Below are 16,158 nucleotides of genomic sequence, written 5' to 3'. Positions count from 1 at the left end.
ATGCTATTTTTTTATAAACCTATACTCTATATTTATATATCATATAATTATACATATAACCCCGCCATTGCTTTCATTTGTAATCTTTTCTAATGTATCTTTTAGTTTATTCTGAGTTTCATCTGAAAGCTTCTCTAATTTATTACGAATACCCTCTTCTACAATCTGTTCGATAGATTTGCCAAATATATTAGTTTCAAATATTCCATTTTCATTCTCTTCACCATTAGATTTTATGTAATCAATGAGATCTTTTGCCTGAGCCTCATTACCGACAATTGGTGCAATTTCTGTAAGCACTTGTGTTTTTATCATATGAATTGATGGTGCTTCTGCCTTTATCTTGATTCCGTATTTACTTCCATTCTTAATTATCTCAGGCTCACCTAATACTATTTCTTCCTTAGACGGTGTAACGACACCATACCCTCTGAAATTAACGTCTGCCATCGCATTTGAAAACTTATCATATTCATTCTTAAGGCTTGAATAATCCTTTAAGGCATTGATAAGATTATATTCATTATCAATCTCCATTCCTGTCAGATCACTAAGAACCGTATAATAATGTTTATCTTCCATTTCAAGATTAACATCAATATTTCCTGTCGATAAATCTTTCTTATCAATCTTAGAATGTTTAATATATTCTGAAGTTATATCCTTAAGCCTGAATGTGTCTTTTACACTTCTCATATTAGAGATAAATTCTTTTACAGTATCAATTATACTTTTCTTAAAATAATGTTCATCATCTAACATTTCCACCCATTTAGGAATTCTGAAGCTTATCGTTGAAATAGGAAATTCGTACAGAACCATTTCTAATATTTTATTTATCTCATCTTTCTTTAGCTGTGCACAATTTATAGGAATTACCGATACCTGATTTCTTGAAGCTATATCCTCAGCAAGACTAATTGTCTCCTTAGCATATGGTTTTTCTGAATTAAGCAGGACTACAAATGGCTTTCCTAGGCTTTTAAGCTGGTTAATAGTTCTTTCCTCAGGCTCTACATAGTTCTCTCTCGGAATCTCACCGATCGAACCATCTGTCGTAATTACAATACCTATTGTAGAATGTTCATTAATTACTTTCTTAGTTCCAATCTCCGCTGCCTTTGTAAATGGTATATCATAGTCAAACCAAGGTGTTTTGACCATTCTCTCCACATTATTCTCAATATGACCGGTTGCACCCTTTGTCATATATCCTACACAGTCAATCAGTCTTATTTTCACTGTCATTTCAGGAGATATCTCAATTTTGGCAGCTTCTTTAGGAATGAATTTAGGCTCTGTAGTCATTATGGTCGTTCCCGTTGCACTCTGTGGAAGTTCATCTTTGGTTCTTTCCCTGATATTCTCATCTTTAATCTCCGGAATTACCATCAGGTCCATAAATCTTTTAATAAATGTTGATTTTCCGGTTCTTACAGGTCCGACTACTGCAAGATAGATTTCTCCATTTGTTCTCTTATTAATATCTTTATATACATCATATAAATTCGATTTCTCCATAGAAATACCCCCTTGCTATGCTTATACAATATATGCAAGAGGGTATTGATTTATGTTTAATTTTCATTTTAGGATATTAAAAATTCCTTTAGGCTATATCTATTTATGCATTGAAAAACTGTTCATTTCATAGTTTTTTAAATTATCGTGAATATTACGTTCGTCTGCCTGACTAATAAGTTTATCTCTGGATTTTTTTGATTTAAGTACATCTGCATGTCTGCTAGGGCCACCTACGCATCCGCCCTCACAGGCCATTCCTTCTATAAAATCTGCCGGAAGTCTGCCTGCTTTAAGTAACAATAAAGCCTTTTTGCATTCTGCAGTTCCATCACATTTCATAACATTTATATCTGCATTTTCACCTGTCTCTTTCAGACATTCCGTAACAGCATTAGCAACACCACCACCATTACCAAACCTCTTACCAAATACACTTGCTTCCTGCAATGTATTCTCTTCAGGCATAAGCGTTACATCTCTAGCTCTTAACATCGCTCTTATCTCACCAAATGTAAGCACATAATCTGCATTATTCTCGAGACTTTCATCTGCTGCCTCGCTCTTCTTAGCCACACACGGTCCTATAAATACAGTAACCACATCTGGATCCTGTGCCTTTAACATTCTTGAAACTGCACACATAGGTGATACTGTAGTAGAAACATTCTCTAACAATGTTGGAAAATGTTGTTTAATAAGATTAACAAATGCTGGACAGCATGAAGTTGTCATCTTCTTGCCCTCTTTAAACGCTGCCGCCCACTCCTCTGCTTCTGAAGCTGCGGTCATATCTGCACCTAAACCAACTTCCACCATATCAGCAAAACCAATCTTCATAAGTGCTGTTCTCCAGCTTGCCATCGTAATATCATCACCAAACTGTCCCTCAGTAGAAGGTGCTAACATAGCAACAACTCTTTTTCCTGCTCTTATATCATTTATAATATCTACTATAAATGATTTAGAACTGATTGCACCGAATGGACAACTGTGAATACATTTACCACACTGGATACATTTTGTCTCATCTATTTCACACAGGCCATTCTCATCCATAGTTATTGCATCAACAGGACAGCTTCTCTTACAAGGTCTCATAAGATCTGCAATCGCATTATATGGACATGCCTTTGAACATTGTCCACACTCCTTACATTTAGATGGATCTATATATGCTCTGTCCCTTGTCATTGATATTGCCCCAAAATGACAAGACTGCTGACAGGCCTTTGCCATACATTTCTGACAATTATCTGTTACAACATATCTTGAAATCGGACATCCTTCACACGCGGAATTAATAACCTGTACAATATTCTTACTGTGCTTCTCTCCCGGACATTTACCCTCAGCAAGTCTTATTCTCTGTCTGATTACTTCTCTTTCCTTATAAATACAACATCTGAAATGTGCCTGTGGTCCCGGAATTAATTTATATGGAAGTTCCTCTTTCATATCGTCAAGTTCACCGGCATATGCAAGTTTCGCAACCTCATAAAGTAAATCATGCTTAATTTTTAAAATAGTAGCGTCATTAGATACCATATTAGAACTCCTTTCTAATATCAAAGCTCATAGTTTGTTAAATTAATAACTATCTCCTATTCTAACACGTATTAATAAATTTTCCTACTATAATATGAGCTTTTTTGTTATTTTTTTATTTTTTCCTAAATACAACAAAGGTGCCACCTATTGGTGACACCTTCATATATATTCTGTTATACTATATATGCCAATATATCATATGGCATTTTGCTTATTTTCCATCTCTTCTTTATGCCTAACACTAGTAATCTCAAAAATCTCTGATAAACTTATTACTATTCTTTTGTAATCCCAATATATTGAATAGCCATCAGTTTCAACTTCGTCAAATAATTTCACATCTTTTAAATCATAAAATCTGACAGTTTCGACCTTATCTGCCAAATTGAGATATATAACATTTCCGCTATCCAGTTCAATTAACAGACGATATCCATACTTTGCTTCAACATCTCTAATCTTAGCCATAAAAATCCCTCCTATAATTTTATATTATAATAATAAAATATTTTTTCAATAATATCCACCCACTTTTAGAGGTATTTTTAGCGAAAAAAGCACAAAACTAATCAAAGAAATTCTTAAGCTCTGACCTTGATTTAATCTGCAATTTACTGAAAATAGTCTTAAGATTACTCTTCACAGTACCAACTGCGATATAAAGCTGGTCAGCAATCTCCTTATTAGATAACCTGTCAGCTGCAAGTCTGGCAATCTGAAGTTCTCTGTTAGTAAGTCCATAGTCCATATCTTCTCTGTATGAATTCTGGACACTTTTGAACTTTCTGTCATATTTACGGTAACATGCGATTACATCATTCATAAAATCTATTCTGTCCTGATGTTTTGCATCGGCTTCATATATATCTTCTATCAAAGAATAATTCTCCACAAAAGGAATAATAAACTTATCATTCTTAGCTATATCTACTGCTTCATTTAAGAACTTGATTGCCTTAACTTTATTACCTAATTTATAATTAGCATGTGCAATAAATATGTATAAATAGATTTCAAAGAGTATATTATTATATACCTTTGTAGAACCTAACATCTGTCCGCTTATTCCTAAGAATTTAGAATATTCATTATTAGAAATCAAGTATCTTGCATAGATAATATTTGCCATTACAAGGGGTAAAATCGGACATCTTACTTCTATACTCTTCTCATCCTTCAGCCAGTTAGGTATTGAACTTGGCTTTCCGATAAGCATATACATATATCCCTCACACAAATCAGCCATAGATGATTTATCATTTTCTCCGGTATTCTCAATCTTCTTTCTGATACTCTGGAAATTATATTTAATATTATCATAGTCACCCTGAAAACCTGATATCCTTACCATCAGAAACATCGTACATATGTATACACTAACCTGCCCTCTTGTCTCTGCCATATATAATGCCTTCTGGCATAACAGTTCAGCATCTTGAAAATTGCCCTGATTGAACAATATTTCTGCTCTCATTACTGCCTCTAAACCTTTGCTGTTACCCGCCGTAAGTTTGTAATAATAAATCATTGTTTTTTCAAAATTCTCTAACTCTTTTACTGCTTCGCCACTCTTACTATGAAAACAGCCAAGCACCGATGGGTTCTTGAAAATGATACTTATCTTATCTGAATATATTGACGATGGTGACTGCATATATTCATATGCTTTCACATACATATCATACATTTTATTAAGGTCATTATATTTACCAAAAGAATTAATGAACATAACTTCGCCATGTAAAATGTCTTTCTCACGTTGTCTTAAATACTTAGAATTATCTATCATCTCAGTAATTATTTCACATTCTTTATTAAAGAAATCTTTCTCATTGTATATAAATAATGCAAATGAAAAAATAATACTTCTTCTTAGATTCTGTTCCTTAGTCTCTAATGACACACCTGATACTATCTGTAGAAACATATTCTTATTATCTTTAGTAAGGTGTGGAACAATATCCTCTAATGAAATGCTCATATAATAAATATCATCATATTTTCTTATCTTATAATAATATTCAAGAGCCTGATAGTAATTCTCATTCTCTTCATACCATTTTGCAGCTTTCTCATAAACACGTTTCTTAACTATTATATCTAATTTATCAAATTCTGACTTAAGATAATATCTTAAAATTGAATGTGTGAAATATTTTCTATCCCTGGAATCATACCTTATAAACGAATTAGATTTTAATAATTTCTTGATTTCGTCAGCAGTTAATTCATCTCCACCGATAAATAATGCCTGTTTAAGCGAAAAACTGTCATAAATTGATATTAAAATCAGAAAGTCCTGTTCTTCTATAGATATCTTATCCCAGATTGCCTTACATACAAGCTTATCTATTCCTGCATCCGGTTCAAATTCATTATTAGACAGATAATGTAACATTTGCAGATAGATTGCACTAATCCAACCTTCTGTATACTTGAACAGATAATCCACTTCATTGTCATCTAATTTAATTCCACATTCCCTGAAATACATTTTAATTTCTTCGTGGTTGAATTCTAAATCACTCTTACCGATATAATTAATTCTGTTATTGAAAATCAGGTCAATCATCGATGTTGATTTAACAGTCTGTGTAAGTACGACAAACCTTACCGAATCCTCAAACACATCTAATAATTTAATAATCGTTTTTCCTATTATCGTATTAGAAATATACTGAAAATTATCAAATACAACTATATATTTCTCTGGTAAATCAAGTTCAGATAATATACCTGCTATTTTATTAGACATCTCTAAGTCTTCCGGACAACCAACAGCCCTTAACTTTCCTGCTATAACACTGTCAATATTATGTATATGATTACATATTTCCTCAAAGAAATATTCCCTGTCATCATTTTCGATAGTCATCCATAACACAGGTTCATCTACATTATTTAGAAAATTTCTGACAGAAGTAGTTTTACCAAAACCTGTTGGTGCTTCTACAACTGTAAGATTGCTTTCGCAAATCGACTCTAGTTTCTCTGTAAGCCGGTCTGAAAAATAAAATTTATTTGGATTGTATCTCTTTACAACAGCCATACACCCTCCAATTCCTGTAGTTTACCAATCTAAATCTACATTTTCATTCGTTTTATCTCTCACCATTAACTCATTAACTGCATCTCTTGCATTTTTTCCTTCGAATAAAACCATATTTACAGTATCTATTATAGGCATCTTAACATTATATTTCGCAGCTAATTTTTTAGCTGATTTAGCGGCATATACGCCTTCGACAACCATATTGACTTCTTTGATTGCCTCTGACATTGAATATCCCTGTCCGATAAGTATTCCGGCTCTTCTGTTTCTGCTGTGCATACTTCCGCAGGTAACAATAAGGTCACCAATTCCTGACAGGCCATAAAGTGTAAGTGGTTTTGCTCCCATTGCCACGCCAAGTCGTGCGATTTCAGCGATACCTCTTGTTAAAAGTGCTGCCTGTGTATTATCTCCATATCCTAAGCCGTCAACAATTCCTGCTGCCAAAGCTATAACATTCTTTAAAGCACCGCCTAATTCAATTCCTAATACATCAGGACTTGTATATACTCTGAATACTGGTGAGGAGAACACATTCTGAAGAAGCTCTGCCGTTTTCTTTGTATCTGCACCGACAACGCAGGTTGTAGGTATGCCTCTTCCTACTTCTTCAGCATGGCTCGGTCCGGACAGAACCGCTACATCTGCATTAGGCACTTCCTGTTTAATTATATCAGTAAGTGTCATAAGAGTCTCTTCTTCAATACCCTTTGCGACATTTACAATAATCTGTCCATCTTTAATTAAGCCTTTTAATTTTGCTGATGTACTTCTTACAAATGATGAAGCAACTGCCATAACAATTATATCTTCATCATCTATAGCTTCGTTCAAATTATTTGTAATCTTGATATTCTCATCTATTACAATACCAGGGAGACTTATTGTATTCTCTCTTTTCTCTTTTAACATTTCTACTTCTCTGTCAACTGCTGACCAGATAGTAACCTGATGACCATTGTTATTAAGTAATACGGCGATGCCGATACCCCAGCCACCTGCTCCTAATACAGATACTTTTGCCATAATTTTACCTCATTTCTGTGCCATTATATGATGCACGCATATTTCTGTTATTACAGATATTGCCAATTTATGTCAGAATAATTTATTACAAATTTTTCATTTATTTATTACAAATTTTTCATTTATTTATTACAAATCTTTCTTCTGTCCAATCTTTCTTTCATTACCAGCAATCAATCTCTGGATATTAGCTCTGTGTTTAATAAATGCCAATGCTGATATTACAAATACAAGTATATATACTTCTATTCTTTCATTTCCCATAAAATGCATATTATTTTTGAAACCAATAATCTTAAGTTCGTTGAAAACAATAAATTCAACAAAGAAACCTGCCATCATCGTAAGCGAACCTACTGATACATATTTAGTAAGAACAGTTACAATAACAAATGTAAATAATGCAATAAGTGTAAGCTTCATATCTCCTAAACCAAGTATAACACCTGATGATGCTGCAATTCCTTTTCCACCTTTAAATCCCATATAGAACGGAAAATTATGTCCTAGTACAACACCAAGTCCACCATAAATCTTTAACATAAACAGATAATCAGAAGGCTGTGACTTAAACAGGAAATATATAACTAAGCTTGCTGCAACGGCTTTTAAACAATCGCCTAAATATGTAATTATTCCAGCTTTTTTACCAAGCACACGCATTGCATTAGTTGTTCCTGCATTGCCACTTCCATAATCTCTTATGTCAACATGATTTAACTTACCATAAATATATCCTGTCTGGAATAATCCAAATATATATCCTATTACAATACAAATAATACGTTCCATAATTAATCCTCTTTATCTTTACGTTCTCTTATAATAAATTTTAAGGCTGTTCCCTTAAATCCAAATGCCTCACGCACTTTATTCTCAATATATCTTGTATATGAGAAATGCATAAGTTCTTTATCATTAACAAAGATAACAAATGTCGGCGGTTTAACCGCAACCTGTGTCATATAGTAGAGTTTTAATCTCTTACCTTTATCAGATGGTGGCTGCTGTAATGCAACTGCCTCTGCCATAATCTCATTAAGTACGCCTGTGGCAATTCTTAAATTCTGGTTCTGAATAACCATATCAATCAAATCAAATAATTTATTAAGTCTCTGCCCTGTCTGCGCCGAGATAAATATCATTTCTGCATAAGGCATATATGCAAGGACTTCTCTTATCTTATTTGTATGTTCATATATTGTTTTGTCATTTTTCTCAATTGCGTCCCATTTATTAACCGCAATTATTACCCCCTTACCACGCTCATGTGCAATTCCCGCAATCTTTGCATCCTGTTCGGTTACCCCCTCAGTTGCATCAATTACTACTACGACCACATCAGCTCTGTCTACAGCGGTAACAGTTCGTATAATACTGTATCTTTCTAATTCCTCTTTGATTTTAGATTTTCTTCTAAGTCCCGCAGTGTCAATAAATACATATTCTTTTCCATTTCTCTTAATCTCTGTGTCTACTGCATCTCTTGTAGTTCCTGCGATATTAGAGACAATAACTCTGTCTTCACCAAGTAATTTATTAATAATAGAAGATTTACCAACATTTGGCTTACCAACTATTGCCACTCTAGGTCTGTCATCTTCCTCATCCTCAGTGTCATCATCATTAAAATGCTTACACACTTCTTCTAACATATCGCCGATTCCAAGTCTTGAGGCTGCCGAAACCGGAATTGGATCACCGATTCCAAGATTATAGAATTCATACACATCAGGCATAAATTTTTCAAAACTATCTACTTTATTGACAACAAGTACTACAGGCTTCTTGCTTCTTCTTAACATATCAGCTACTTTAGCATCAGAATCTACAAGTCCCTGCCTTACATCTGTAATAAATACAATAACATCTGCTGTATTTATCGCAATTTCAGCCTGTTCTCTCATCTGTGAAAGTATTACATCATTAGAGTCTGGTTCAATTCCACCAGTATCAATAAGCGTAAATGTTTTATCTAACCAAGTTACGTCCGCATAGATTCTATCTCTTGTAACACCAGGTGTATCTTTAACAATCGATATCATTTCACCTGCTAATGCATTGAACAATGTGGACTTACCGACATTTGGTCTGCCTACGATTGCTACTACTTGTTTACTCATCTATATATTCTCCTTTTCTATAAGTCTTAATCGTTATCATATGCTTTAATATATACAAAATTACCATTATCTTTATTCTGGCCATCACCATTTAAAATGGCATTAACAAAACCCTCTCCATCAGATTTCGTTATAACTATCGGAACACCTAATCTATCACTGACTTCTTGTAATTTGTAGTCATCTAGAAATACATCTTCACCACTTCTTAATATGTTATTAGGAAGCAGTAACCTGTCGCCAAGTTCTTTATCCTTAAGCTGGTCAATTAAATCCGTTCCCGTAATCAGACCTGATACTGTAATCTTTTCTCCAAAAAAATTGTTTATTATCTTATAACAATTCACTTTGACATTTTTAATCTTTTTCTCGATTAATTTTGCCATCTTGTTAATCATATCATAGGCCAAAACTCCTGTTGCTAAAGAGACCACTAATTCTTTCTCAATTTCAACAGGTTCAAGACTTTCGTAATACTCCATAAATTCATTCCACAGAAGCCTCATCATTCCAACACCATTTTCAAGCTGTATATATCCATCATACCTTTCTTCTTCTGGAAAATCTCTTTCAGCTAATATATACCATTCATCACTTGCCTGAATAAAATGGAGTCCATATTTATCATAGAATATTTTCTGATAACTCTCTATTAAATCAATAACTTCACAGGCATCTTCTTTATTAAAACTTTCTAACGGATATAAACCATCTCTGTATTTTGTAAGTCCTGCCGGAACAACTGATGCACTTCTCATTATAGGAAGATAACTTCCTATATCTTCAATTGTTCTCTTAAGTTCATCTTTATCATTAACACCTTTGCACAGAACAACCTGTCCATTCATTTCAATTCCTGCTTCATATAAAATTCTGATTTTATCTAAAGCATCTCCTGCAAAACGATTATTAAGCATTTTACATCTCAACTCTTTATTAGTTGTATGAACAGAAATGTTTATAGGTCCTAAATGATATCTGATAATTCTATCAATGTCTTTCATACTCATATTAGTGAGTGTAACATAATTACCCTGTAGAAATGATAGTCTCGAATCATCATCTTTAAAATATAATGTTTCTCTCATGCCTTTAGGCATCTGGTCGATAAAACAGAACATACACTTATTCTGACAACTTCTGTAATTGTCCATAAGACCATTCTCAAACACTATACCTAAATCTTCATCAGGATCCTTATCTATCTCTAAGAGCCATTCCTCACCATCAGTTTTTCTTACTAAAACCTCGATATATTCATCCTCAACAAAATACTGATAATCAAATATATCTTCAATGTCATTATCATTAATCTTTAAAATGACATCTCCTGGCTCTAAATCGAACTCTTCGGCTATCGAACCTTCCTTAATTTCTTTTATAATATGCTCATTTTTTTTCATTAATAAATCTTCCTGCTTTCTAAATGCATACTCTTTTAGTTTATCAGTAATCTAAATATTTGTAAAGTTCTATTATTTTATTACCATAAATGCAGCAAGATTTCCTCTTTGTCCATTAAGTCCACGATGTGAAAACAAAACATCTTTATTACAACAGGTGCATATTCTCCTGTTCTCGATATGATTTTCTGATATTCCTGCCTCTTTAAGAATCAGTTCATTGACTTTCCACAAATCCAGCTGATATTTACCGTTATGTTTATCATCAAGAAATTGTTCCACATCTTTTTCAGAAAAATTCTTCTTAAATTCTATCGCTACATCTTCACTTACTTCATAACACTTACGACAGATAGATGGACCTATTGCACATATTATATCTTTTCTGTCGCAGCCATATTCACTCACCATTTTATCAACTGTAACTTTGCCCATTCTGTTTACAGTTCCTTTCCAGCCTGAATGTGAAAGTGCAATTACTTTCTTAACCGTATCCACAAAATAAAGCGGCACACAGTCAGCATAGTATGTAAATAGCACTATGCCCGGTTCATTAGTCATAAGTCCGTCAACGTCTTCATAATCGCGTTCCCTTATGATACCTTTACCTTTATCTTCCGTACCGACAATTCTTATATTGGTAGTATGTGTCTGGTGTGAAGCCACAAAATCATCTATATCATAACCTATCTTTCTGGCAACAATTCTGTAATTTTCTAAAACTTTTTCCTTTTCATCGCCTCTTGCAAATGAAAGATTTAGTGTTGAAAAAATCCCTTTACTTACACCACCTAATCTTGTAGTGAAACCATGCTCAATAAATGGAATTTTCTCAAAACTTTCGAATCTGATTAATGGTAAATCGCTATTATCTTCATTAAATTTTTGTTTTAAATTATCCAAATACTTATTCAAGTCTATATTCCTCCAAATGCATTTTTAATCAGTACAATATTGTCATCTTCTATTCCAACAATATCAAATCTTATATATGTATTTTCCTGTATATCATTTTCTAAAATATAATATGTCGCAGTTTTCATTATTGTATTCTGTTTCTGTTTGTTAACTGCTTCGAATGGTGTTCCAAATTTTCCGCTATGCCTAAATTTCACCTCTATAAATACAAGGTCACACTTATCCATTGCAATGATATCTATTTCCCCATAATGACATCTGTAATTATATTCAATAATTTCATATCCAAGTTCCTTAATATATTCACCTGCGATTTTCTCATATTCTTCACCAAGGGCTCTTTTGTTTATTTTATAATAATCAATATTATTATTTTGGTATTTACTATCTCTTACCTTGCTATTCCCTGCCTTGCTATTCTTTGGTTTATTATTATTTATTCTATAATTCTCATCCTTATATCTCATTTATCTATACCCCTCTTATGATATCTTCTTGCGTATCCTGTCCATTTTATCAACAAATACTAATATTTCAGCCACTACTCCATATAATTCAGGTGGAATCATATCACCAATCTCTAACTTAGAAAGTGTTCCTGCTAATTTTTCATCTTCATATACAGGCACATCTGATTCTTTAGCCTTATCCAAAATCTTCTCAGCAAGTATTCCCTTTCCTGTTGCTATTACTTTTGGTGCTTCATCTCCACGATTATATTGAAGTGCTACTGCTGTTTTCTTCTTAGCTTTCTCATTATCTTCCATATAAATAATTCCTTTTCGAGTCTGTGTTTTGAATACTTTATTGACTTCTATACACTTTAAGCTATAAATAATCAGCTTCTTTAACTACTTAAATTATGTGCGTATATCGAATATATATCTCTTTATTGATACAGCATTTTCATTATTAGAAGTTATAGGTAATATCGCATTGAATTCCTGTGATTTCTTCTCACTTAATTCTGTACTTATCGTAACATTATAGCCAATTTTCTCTAATCTTTCTGCTAATTCCCCAAGATTATCTTCTACAAGATTTCTAGAAGTCTCATCATCTAATGTGAATTTAGCCGTTACACTGTTCTTCTTCAGCGATATATTTATATCTGTTGCACCCAGGTAATCTAATTGCAAATGCAAAAATGCTGTCAATGTATCATCATTAATTTTCTTATTCCTTCTCCTGTTATAGACATACAAGTCTCCGTTCTTATTTCCCTCTGAAAATTTAACCGGAACCTGGACATATGCTTCTATGTTATTTAATTCATTCATAAAATTCATATTCTTACTTAGTTTGTCGCCCGCAAGTGACAGATTTTCACTCTTAACATTCTCAGGCATATTCTTAATCATTTCAGTAAGCTTATTTAATTTATCATATATTTTATCTACTTCATTCTTAACAATCTTTTTATCTTCACTTAACTTAGTGGGATTAAGATATAACCTATCCATAAGTAGTTTCGTGATTTTCTCTTTAAATACAGGTGACTTTATTATATTATTAAACGCTTCTTTTGGCATATTTTCACCAATATTTTTAAGCACTTCAGATAATTCCTTAAAAGTATCAGAACTGTCTATCATTTTAAGAAAATCTTTTGTGCTCTCCTTTGAAGCTTCCTGTATACTTTCTTTATTATAGATATTGTTTTTATCCACATTTATACTTTCTGAAATCTGCTTATTATCATTATCTGCATCAAATATATTAGATAAATCTTCTAAAATTGTATTGATTTTTGTAAAACTGTCTGAACTAATAGTATTTCCCATTAAATTTTCCGGATTAATACTATTTTCATTAAAATTACCTGAAGTAATATCATTTGTTGTAGTATTTCCTGTAGTATCTTCTATGTTAACATTATTCTCTGTGAAATCACTAAAATTAACATCACTTTCTAATAGTTTTTCAAATACTTCTAAGATGCCATCTCCTATCTCCATAATATTCTCAGAAATATAATGACTTGATGTGGTATAAGCATCATACATATCTAGATTTTCTCTATTGATTTCTATTCCATTCTTCGTCATATCAATAAGTTTATCTATTGACTCATTAGCATAAACTGATGATAGTTTAATCATATTTATGATTGACTGCTTATCTATCGGTTGTCCATTAGCTATTAATTCTTTTACTATCGCAATATTTTTATCATTAATTGTTAATCCTGCTGTGAGAAGTGATTTATTAACAAGTTCAGAAGATACTTCATTATTAGCTATCGGTCTTATAACTAACTGTGTGTCACTATTATCTTTGACCTGAAATAATAATTTTTCGCCAATATTAAGTCCTAATGCTTGCTGCATAGTTGCATTAATGTGTTCATTTCCGTCTAACAGAATTTCCACATTCTGGTTATTAATGTTAATTATTTCACCACGAAAAACATCACCGGCAGCTAAATCTCTCAAATTTATTCCACCAGTGTTATTTTGGCTATTTATATTCTGAACATTCTGGTTCTGTACACTTCTGTCGACAGCTTCATTTCTGTTAGAACCTGAATTAGAAACTGCATCTGAAGCAGATTGAGAATCTGTATAATAATTAGATATATTTATATTCACTTTAAATCAGCCCCTTTATGAAACTCCTTCTATGAATTGGGCAGGGACCATATTTTCTTAGTGCCTCTATATGTTCTTTAGAACCATATCCTTTATTCTTGGCGAAACCATATTCAGGATATAATTCATCATACATTACCATAAGCCTGTCTCTCTCTACTTTTGCAATAATACTTGCTGCTGCAATAGAAATCGACTTTGCATCACCTTTAATAATAGGCACCTGCTTTATATTCACTTCTGGAATATTAACTGCATCGTTTAATAATATATCGGGTTTTACATCTAATTCATTAATAGCTTCACGCATTGCTCTGTATGTAGCCTGAAGAATATTAATATCGTCAATTACCTCAGAACTTGAATATGCTGTTTTGACAGCTATTGCCTTTTCCTTAATAATGTCATAGAGTTCTTCTCTTTTAGCGGCGCTTAACTGCTTAGAATCATTTATATATAAAATATCTACATCTTTAGGCAGAATAACTGCACCTGCACATACAGGTCCCGCAAGTGGTCCTCTTCCAACTTCATCAATCCCGCAAATATACTGATATTCACCGTATTTTCTTTCAAATGCCTGCATATTATAGGTTCGTTCTACTTCTTTATTATGTTTATCGATTTCTTTCTGATATCTTTTTATTAAATTAATAACTCCTGCACGCTCATCATCAGAATATTTTGCTATTAAATCAGCATATCCTTCTATATTATTACTGGCTGCAAATTCTTCTTTTATATCAGATATTTTTATTCCTGCCATCTGTTGTTCCTCTGTCTATATATTCTTTTCTAAACTAATTCTTCCAAGTTTACCATTTCTGAATTCATCAAGAAGAATTCTTGATGCTTTATCAATATCTAATTCATTGCCTTTTAAAAGGAATTTCCTGTTAAATGCAATGTCATTTAACATCTGTAATGTATCATCACTCTCGGTAATTCCATATCTCTCATTCAGAATTCCATTATAATTCTCTGTAAGGAATTTCAATAAGTCCATTGCTAACTCTGTGGTATTCAGAATCTCATCTTTAATCGAACCGATTAAGGCAAGTCGCATAGCTACTGTCTGATCCTCGAATTTAGGCCATAAAATGCCCGGTGTATCAAGTAATTCAAGTGTACTGCTTAATTTAATCCACTGTTTTCCTTTAGTAACTCCCGGCTTATTACCAGTCTTAGCACAAGCTTTCTTAGCATATGAATTAATGAAAGTAGATTTTCCGACATTAGGTATTCCAACTACCATTGCTCTAACAGGACGGTTAAGTATACCTCTCTTTCTGTCTCTTTCTATCTTCTCTTTACAAGCCTCTTTTACAACATTGTTAATGGCTTTAAGACCATTTCCATTCCTAGAATTAACCATTACTGCAAAATATCCCTGATTTTCAAAATATTCTGCCCATTCTTTAGTTATTCTCTCATCAGCTAAATCGCATTTATTAAGTAATATAAGTCTTGCCTTATTCTTACCTATTCTGTCTATATCAGGATTTCTGCTGCTCATAGGAACTCTGGCATCTACTAATTCTATTACTAAATCAATAAGTTTTATATCCTCTTCCATCATTCTTTTAGCTTTGGTCATATGTCCGGGATACCAGTTAATATTGGTTTTATTTTCATTATTCATTTTTTCCACTTCCATTCTCTATCAATTTTGCTATCCAACTTCAATAATCATATCATAATTATATATCTTTACAGTTTTTAAAATTATCAACGTCGATTTTTCCGACGGTGTCAGTTTCAAGTTCACCACTTTTTAATATATTGTTAATATGTTCTGTTATTGTATTTCCATATTTAACCCAATATACGTCGTTCTTTTTATCGTAGTAATGTGGTTTACTTGTCTCATCCAATGCATACATTTAACATTTGCAATATATTATATCATATAACAATAAATTATAACATCAATTCTCTAACTCATAACAATCTCATTTCAATTTATAGGATAA

The 16,158-nt window shown here is 32.6% G+C and carries 15 protein-coding genes; all 15 read right to left on the bottom strand.

What is annotated here, in order from left to right:
- Positions 1-39: 39 nt before the first annotated feature.
- The 15 genes from spoIVA to OCV48_RS06615 all read right to left on the bottom strand — a co-directional run bounded on the left by spoIVA (position 40) and on the right by OCV48_RS06615 (position 16,068).
- Positions 40-1,521 carry a stage IV sporulation protein A gene (gene spoIVA / locus OCV48_RS06685; RefSeq protein WP_021982840.1) on the bottom strand — a complete coding sequence of 494 codons (1,482 nt, stop codon included), beginning with the start codon at positions 1,519-1,521 and terminating at the stop codon, positions 40-42.
- A 99-nt stretch (positions 1,522-1,620) separates the two neighbouring features.
- A complete protein-coding gene (locus OCV48_RS06680) occupies positions 1,621-3,069 on the bottom strand; it encodes a 4Fe-4S dicluster domain-containing protein (RefSeq protein ID WP_147591460.1) in 1,449 nt (482 codons plus the stop codon).
- Between the two features lie 198 nt (positions 3,070-3,267).
- Positions 3,268-3,540, bottom strand: coding sequence for a DUF2442 domain-containing protein (locus OCV48_RS06675; RefSeq protein WP_147591459.1), 273 nt, complete (start codon positions 3,538-3,540; stop codon positions 3,268-3,270).
- A 97-nt stretch (positions 3,541-3,637) separates the two neighbouring features.
- Positions 3,638-6,121 carry a helix-turn-helix transcriptional regulator gene (locus OCV48_RS06670; RefSeq protein WP_021982837.1) on the bottom strand — a complete coding sequence of 828 codons (2,484 nt, stop codon included), beginning with the start codon at positions 6,119-6,121 and terminating at the stop codon, positions 3,638-3,640.
- A 21-nt stretch (positions 6,122-6,142) separates the two neighbouring features.
- Positions 6,143-7,150, bottom strand: a complete 1,008-nt coding sequence (locus OCV48_RS06665) for an NAD(P)H-dependent glycerol-3-phosphate dehydrogenase (protein ID WP_021982836.1) — start codon at positions 7,148-7,150, stop codon at positions 6,143-6,145.
- Between the two features lie 129 nt (positions 7,151-7,279).
- Positions 7,280-7,942 carry a glycerol-3-phosphate 1-O-acyltransferase PlsY gene (gene plsY / locus OCV48_RS06660; RefSeq protein WP_021982835.1) on the bottom strand — a complete coding sequence of 221 codons (663 nt, stop codon included), beginning with the start codon at positions 7,940-7,942 and terminating at the stop codon, positions 7,280-7,282.
- Positions 7,943-7,944: 2 nt separating this feature from the next.
- Positions 7,945-9,273 carry a ribosome biogenesis GTPase Der gene (gene der, locus OCV48_RS06655; protein WP_021982834.1) on the bottom strand — a complete coding sequence of 443 codons (1,329 nt, stop codon included), beginning with the start codon at positions 9,271-9,273 and terminating at the stop codon, positions 7,945-7,947.
- Between the two features lie 26 nt (positions 9,274-9,299).
- Positions 9,300-10,676: a DUF512 domain-containing protein gene (locus tag OCV48_RS06650; protein WP_021982833.1), complete on the bottom strand. Its 1,377-nt coding sequence runs from the start codon at positions 10,674-10,676 to the stop codon at positions 9,300-9,302.
- A gap of 72 nt (positions 10,677-10,748) precedes the next feature.
- Entirely contained in the window at positions 10,749-11,591 is an 843-nt protein-coding gene (gene pgeF, locus OCV48_RS06645) for a peptidoglycan editing factor PgeF (RefSeq protein WP_262559290.1), read from the bottom strand.
- A 2-nt stretch (positions 11,592-11,593) separates the two neighbouring features.
- Positions 11,594-12,061, bottom strand: coding sequence for a YraN family protein (locus OCV48_RS06640; protein ID WP_147591457.1), 468 nt, complete (start codon positions 12,059-12,061; stop codon positions 11,594-11,596).
- A gap of 15 nt (positions 12,062-12,076) precedes the next feature.
- Positions 12,077-12,361 (bottom strand): EscU/YscU/HrcU family type III secretion system export apparatus switch protein, encoded by a 285-nt coding sequence (locus OCV48_RS06635; protein WP_147591456.1) that lies wholly within the window; start codon positions 12,359-12,361, stop codon positions 12,077-12,079.
- 93 nt (positions 12,362-12,454) lie between these two features.
- Positions 12,455-14,185, bottom strand: coding sequence for a flagellar hook-length control protein FliK (fliK, locus tag OCV48_RS06630; RefSeq protein ID WP_147591455.1), 1,731 nt, complete (start codon positions 14,183-14,185; stop codon positions 12,455-12,457).
- Between the two features lies 1 nt (position 14,186).
- The gene (locus OCV48_RS06625; protein WP_147591454.1) at positions 14,187-14,951 is read right to left on the bottom strand and encodes a ribonuclease HII; all 765 of its coding nucleotides are present in this window, start codon (positions 14,949-14,951) and stop codon (positions 14,187-14,189) included.
- Positions 14,952-14,966: 15 nt separating this feature from the next.
- Complete coding sequence (gene ylqF / locus OCV48_RS06620) at positions 14,967-15,827, bottom strand: ribosome biogenesis GTPase YlqF (RefSeq protein WP_021982827.1); 861 nt, start codon at positions 15,825-15,827, stop codon at positions 14,967-14,969.
- A 58-nt stretch (positions 15,828-15,885) separates the two neighbouring features.
- On the bottom strand, positions 15,886-16,068 hold the full coding sequence (locus OCV48_RS06615) for a hypothetical protein (RefSeq protein ID WP_021982826.1): 183 nt from the start codon (positions 16,066-16,068) through the stop codon (positions 15,886-15,888).
- Positions 16,069-16,158: the final 90 nt, after the last annotated feature.

It is taken from the genome of Bovifimicola ammoniilytica (assembly GCF_025567085.1).
GTDB lineage: Bacteria > Bacillota > Clostridia > Lachnospirales > Lachnospiraceae > Bovifimicola > Bovifimicola ammoniilytica.
Note: the sequence above shows the minus strand (reverse complement) of the source record. Positions and strands in the feature narration are given on the sequence as shown.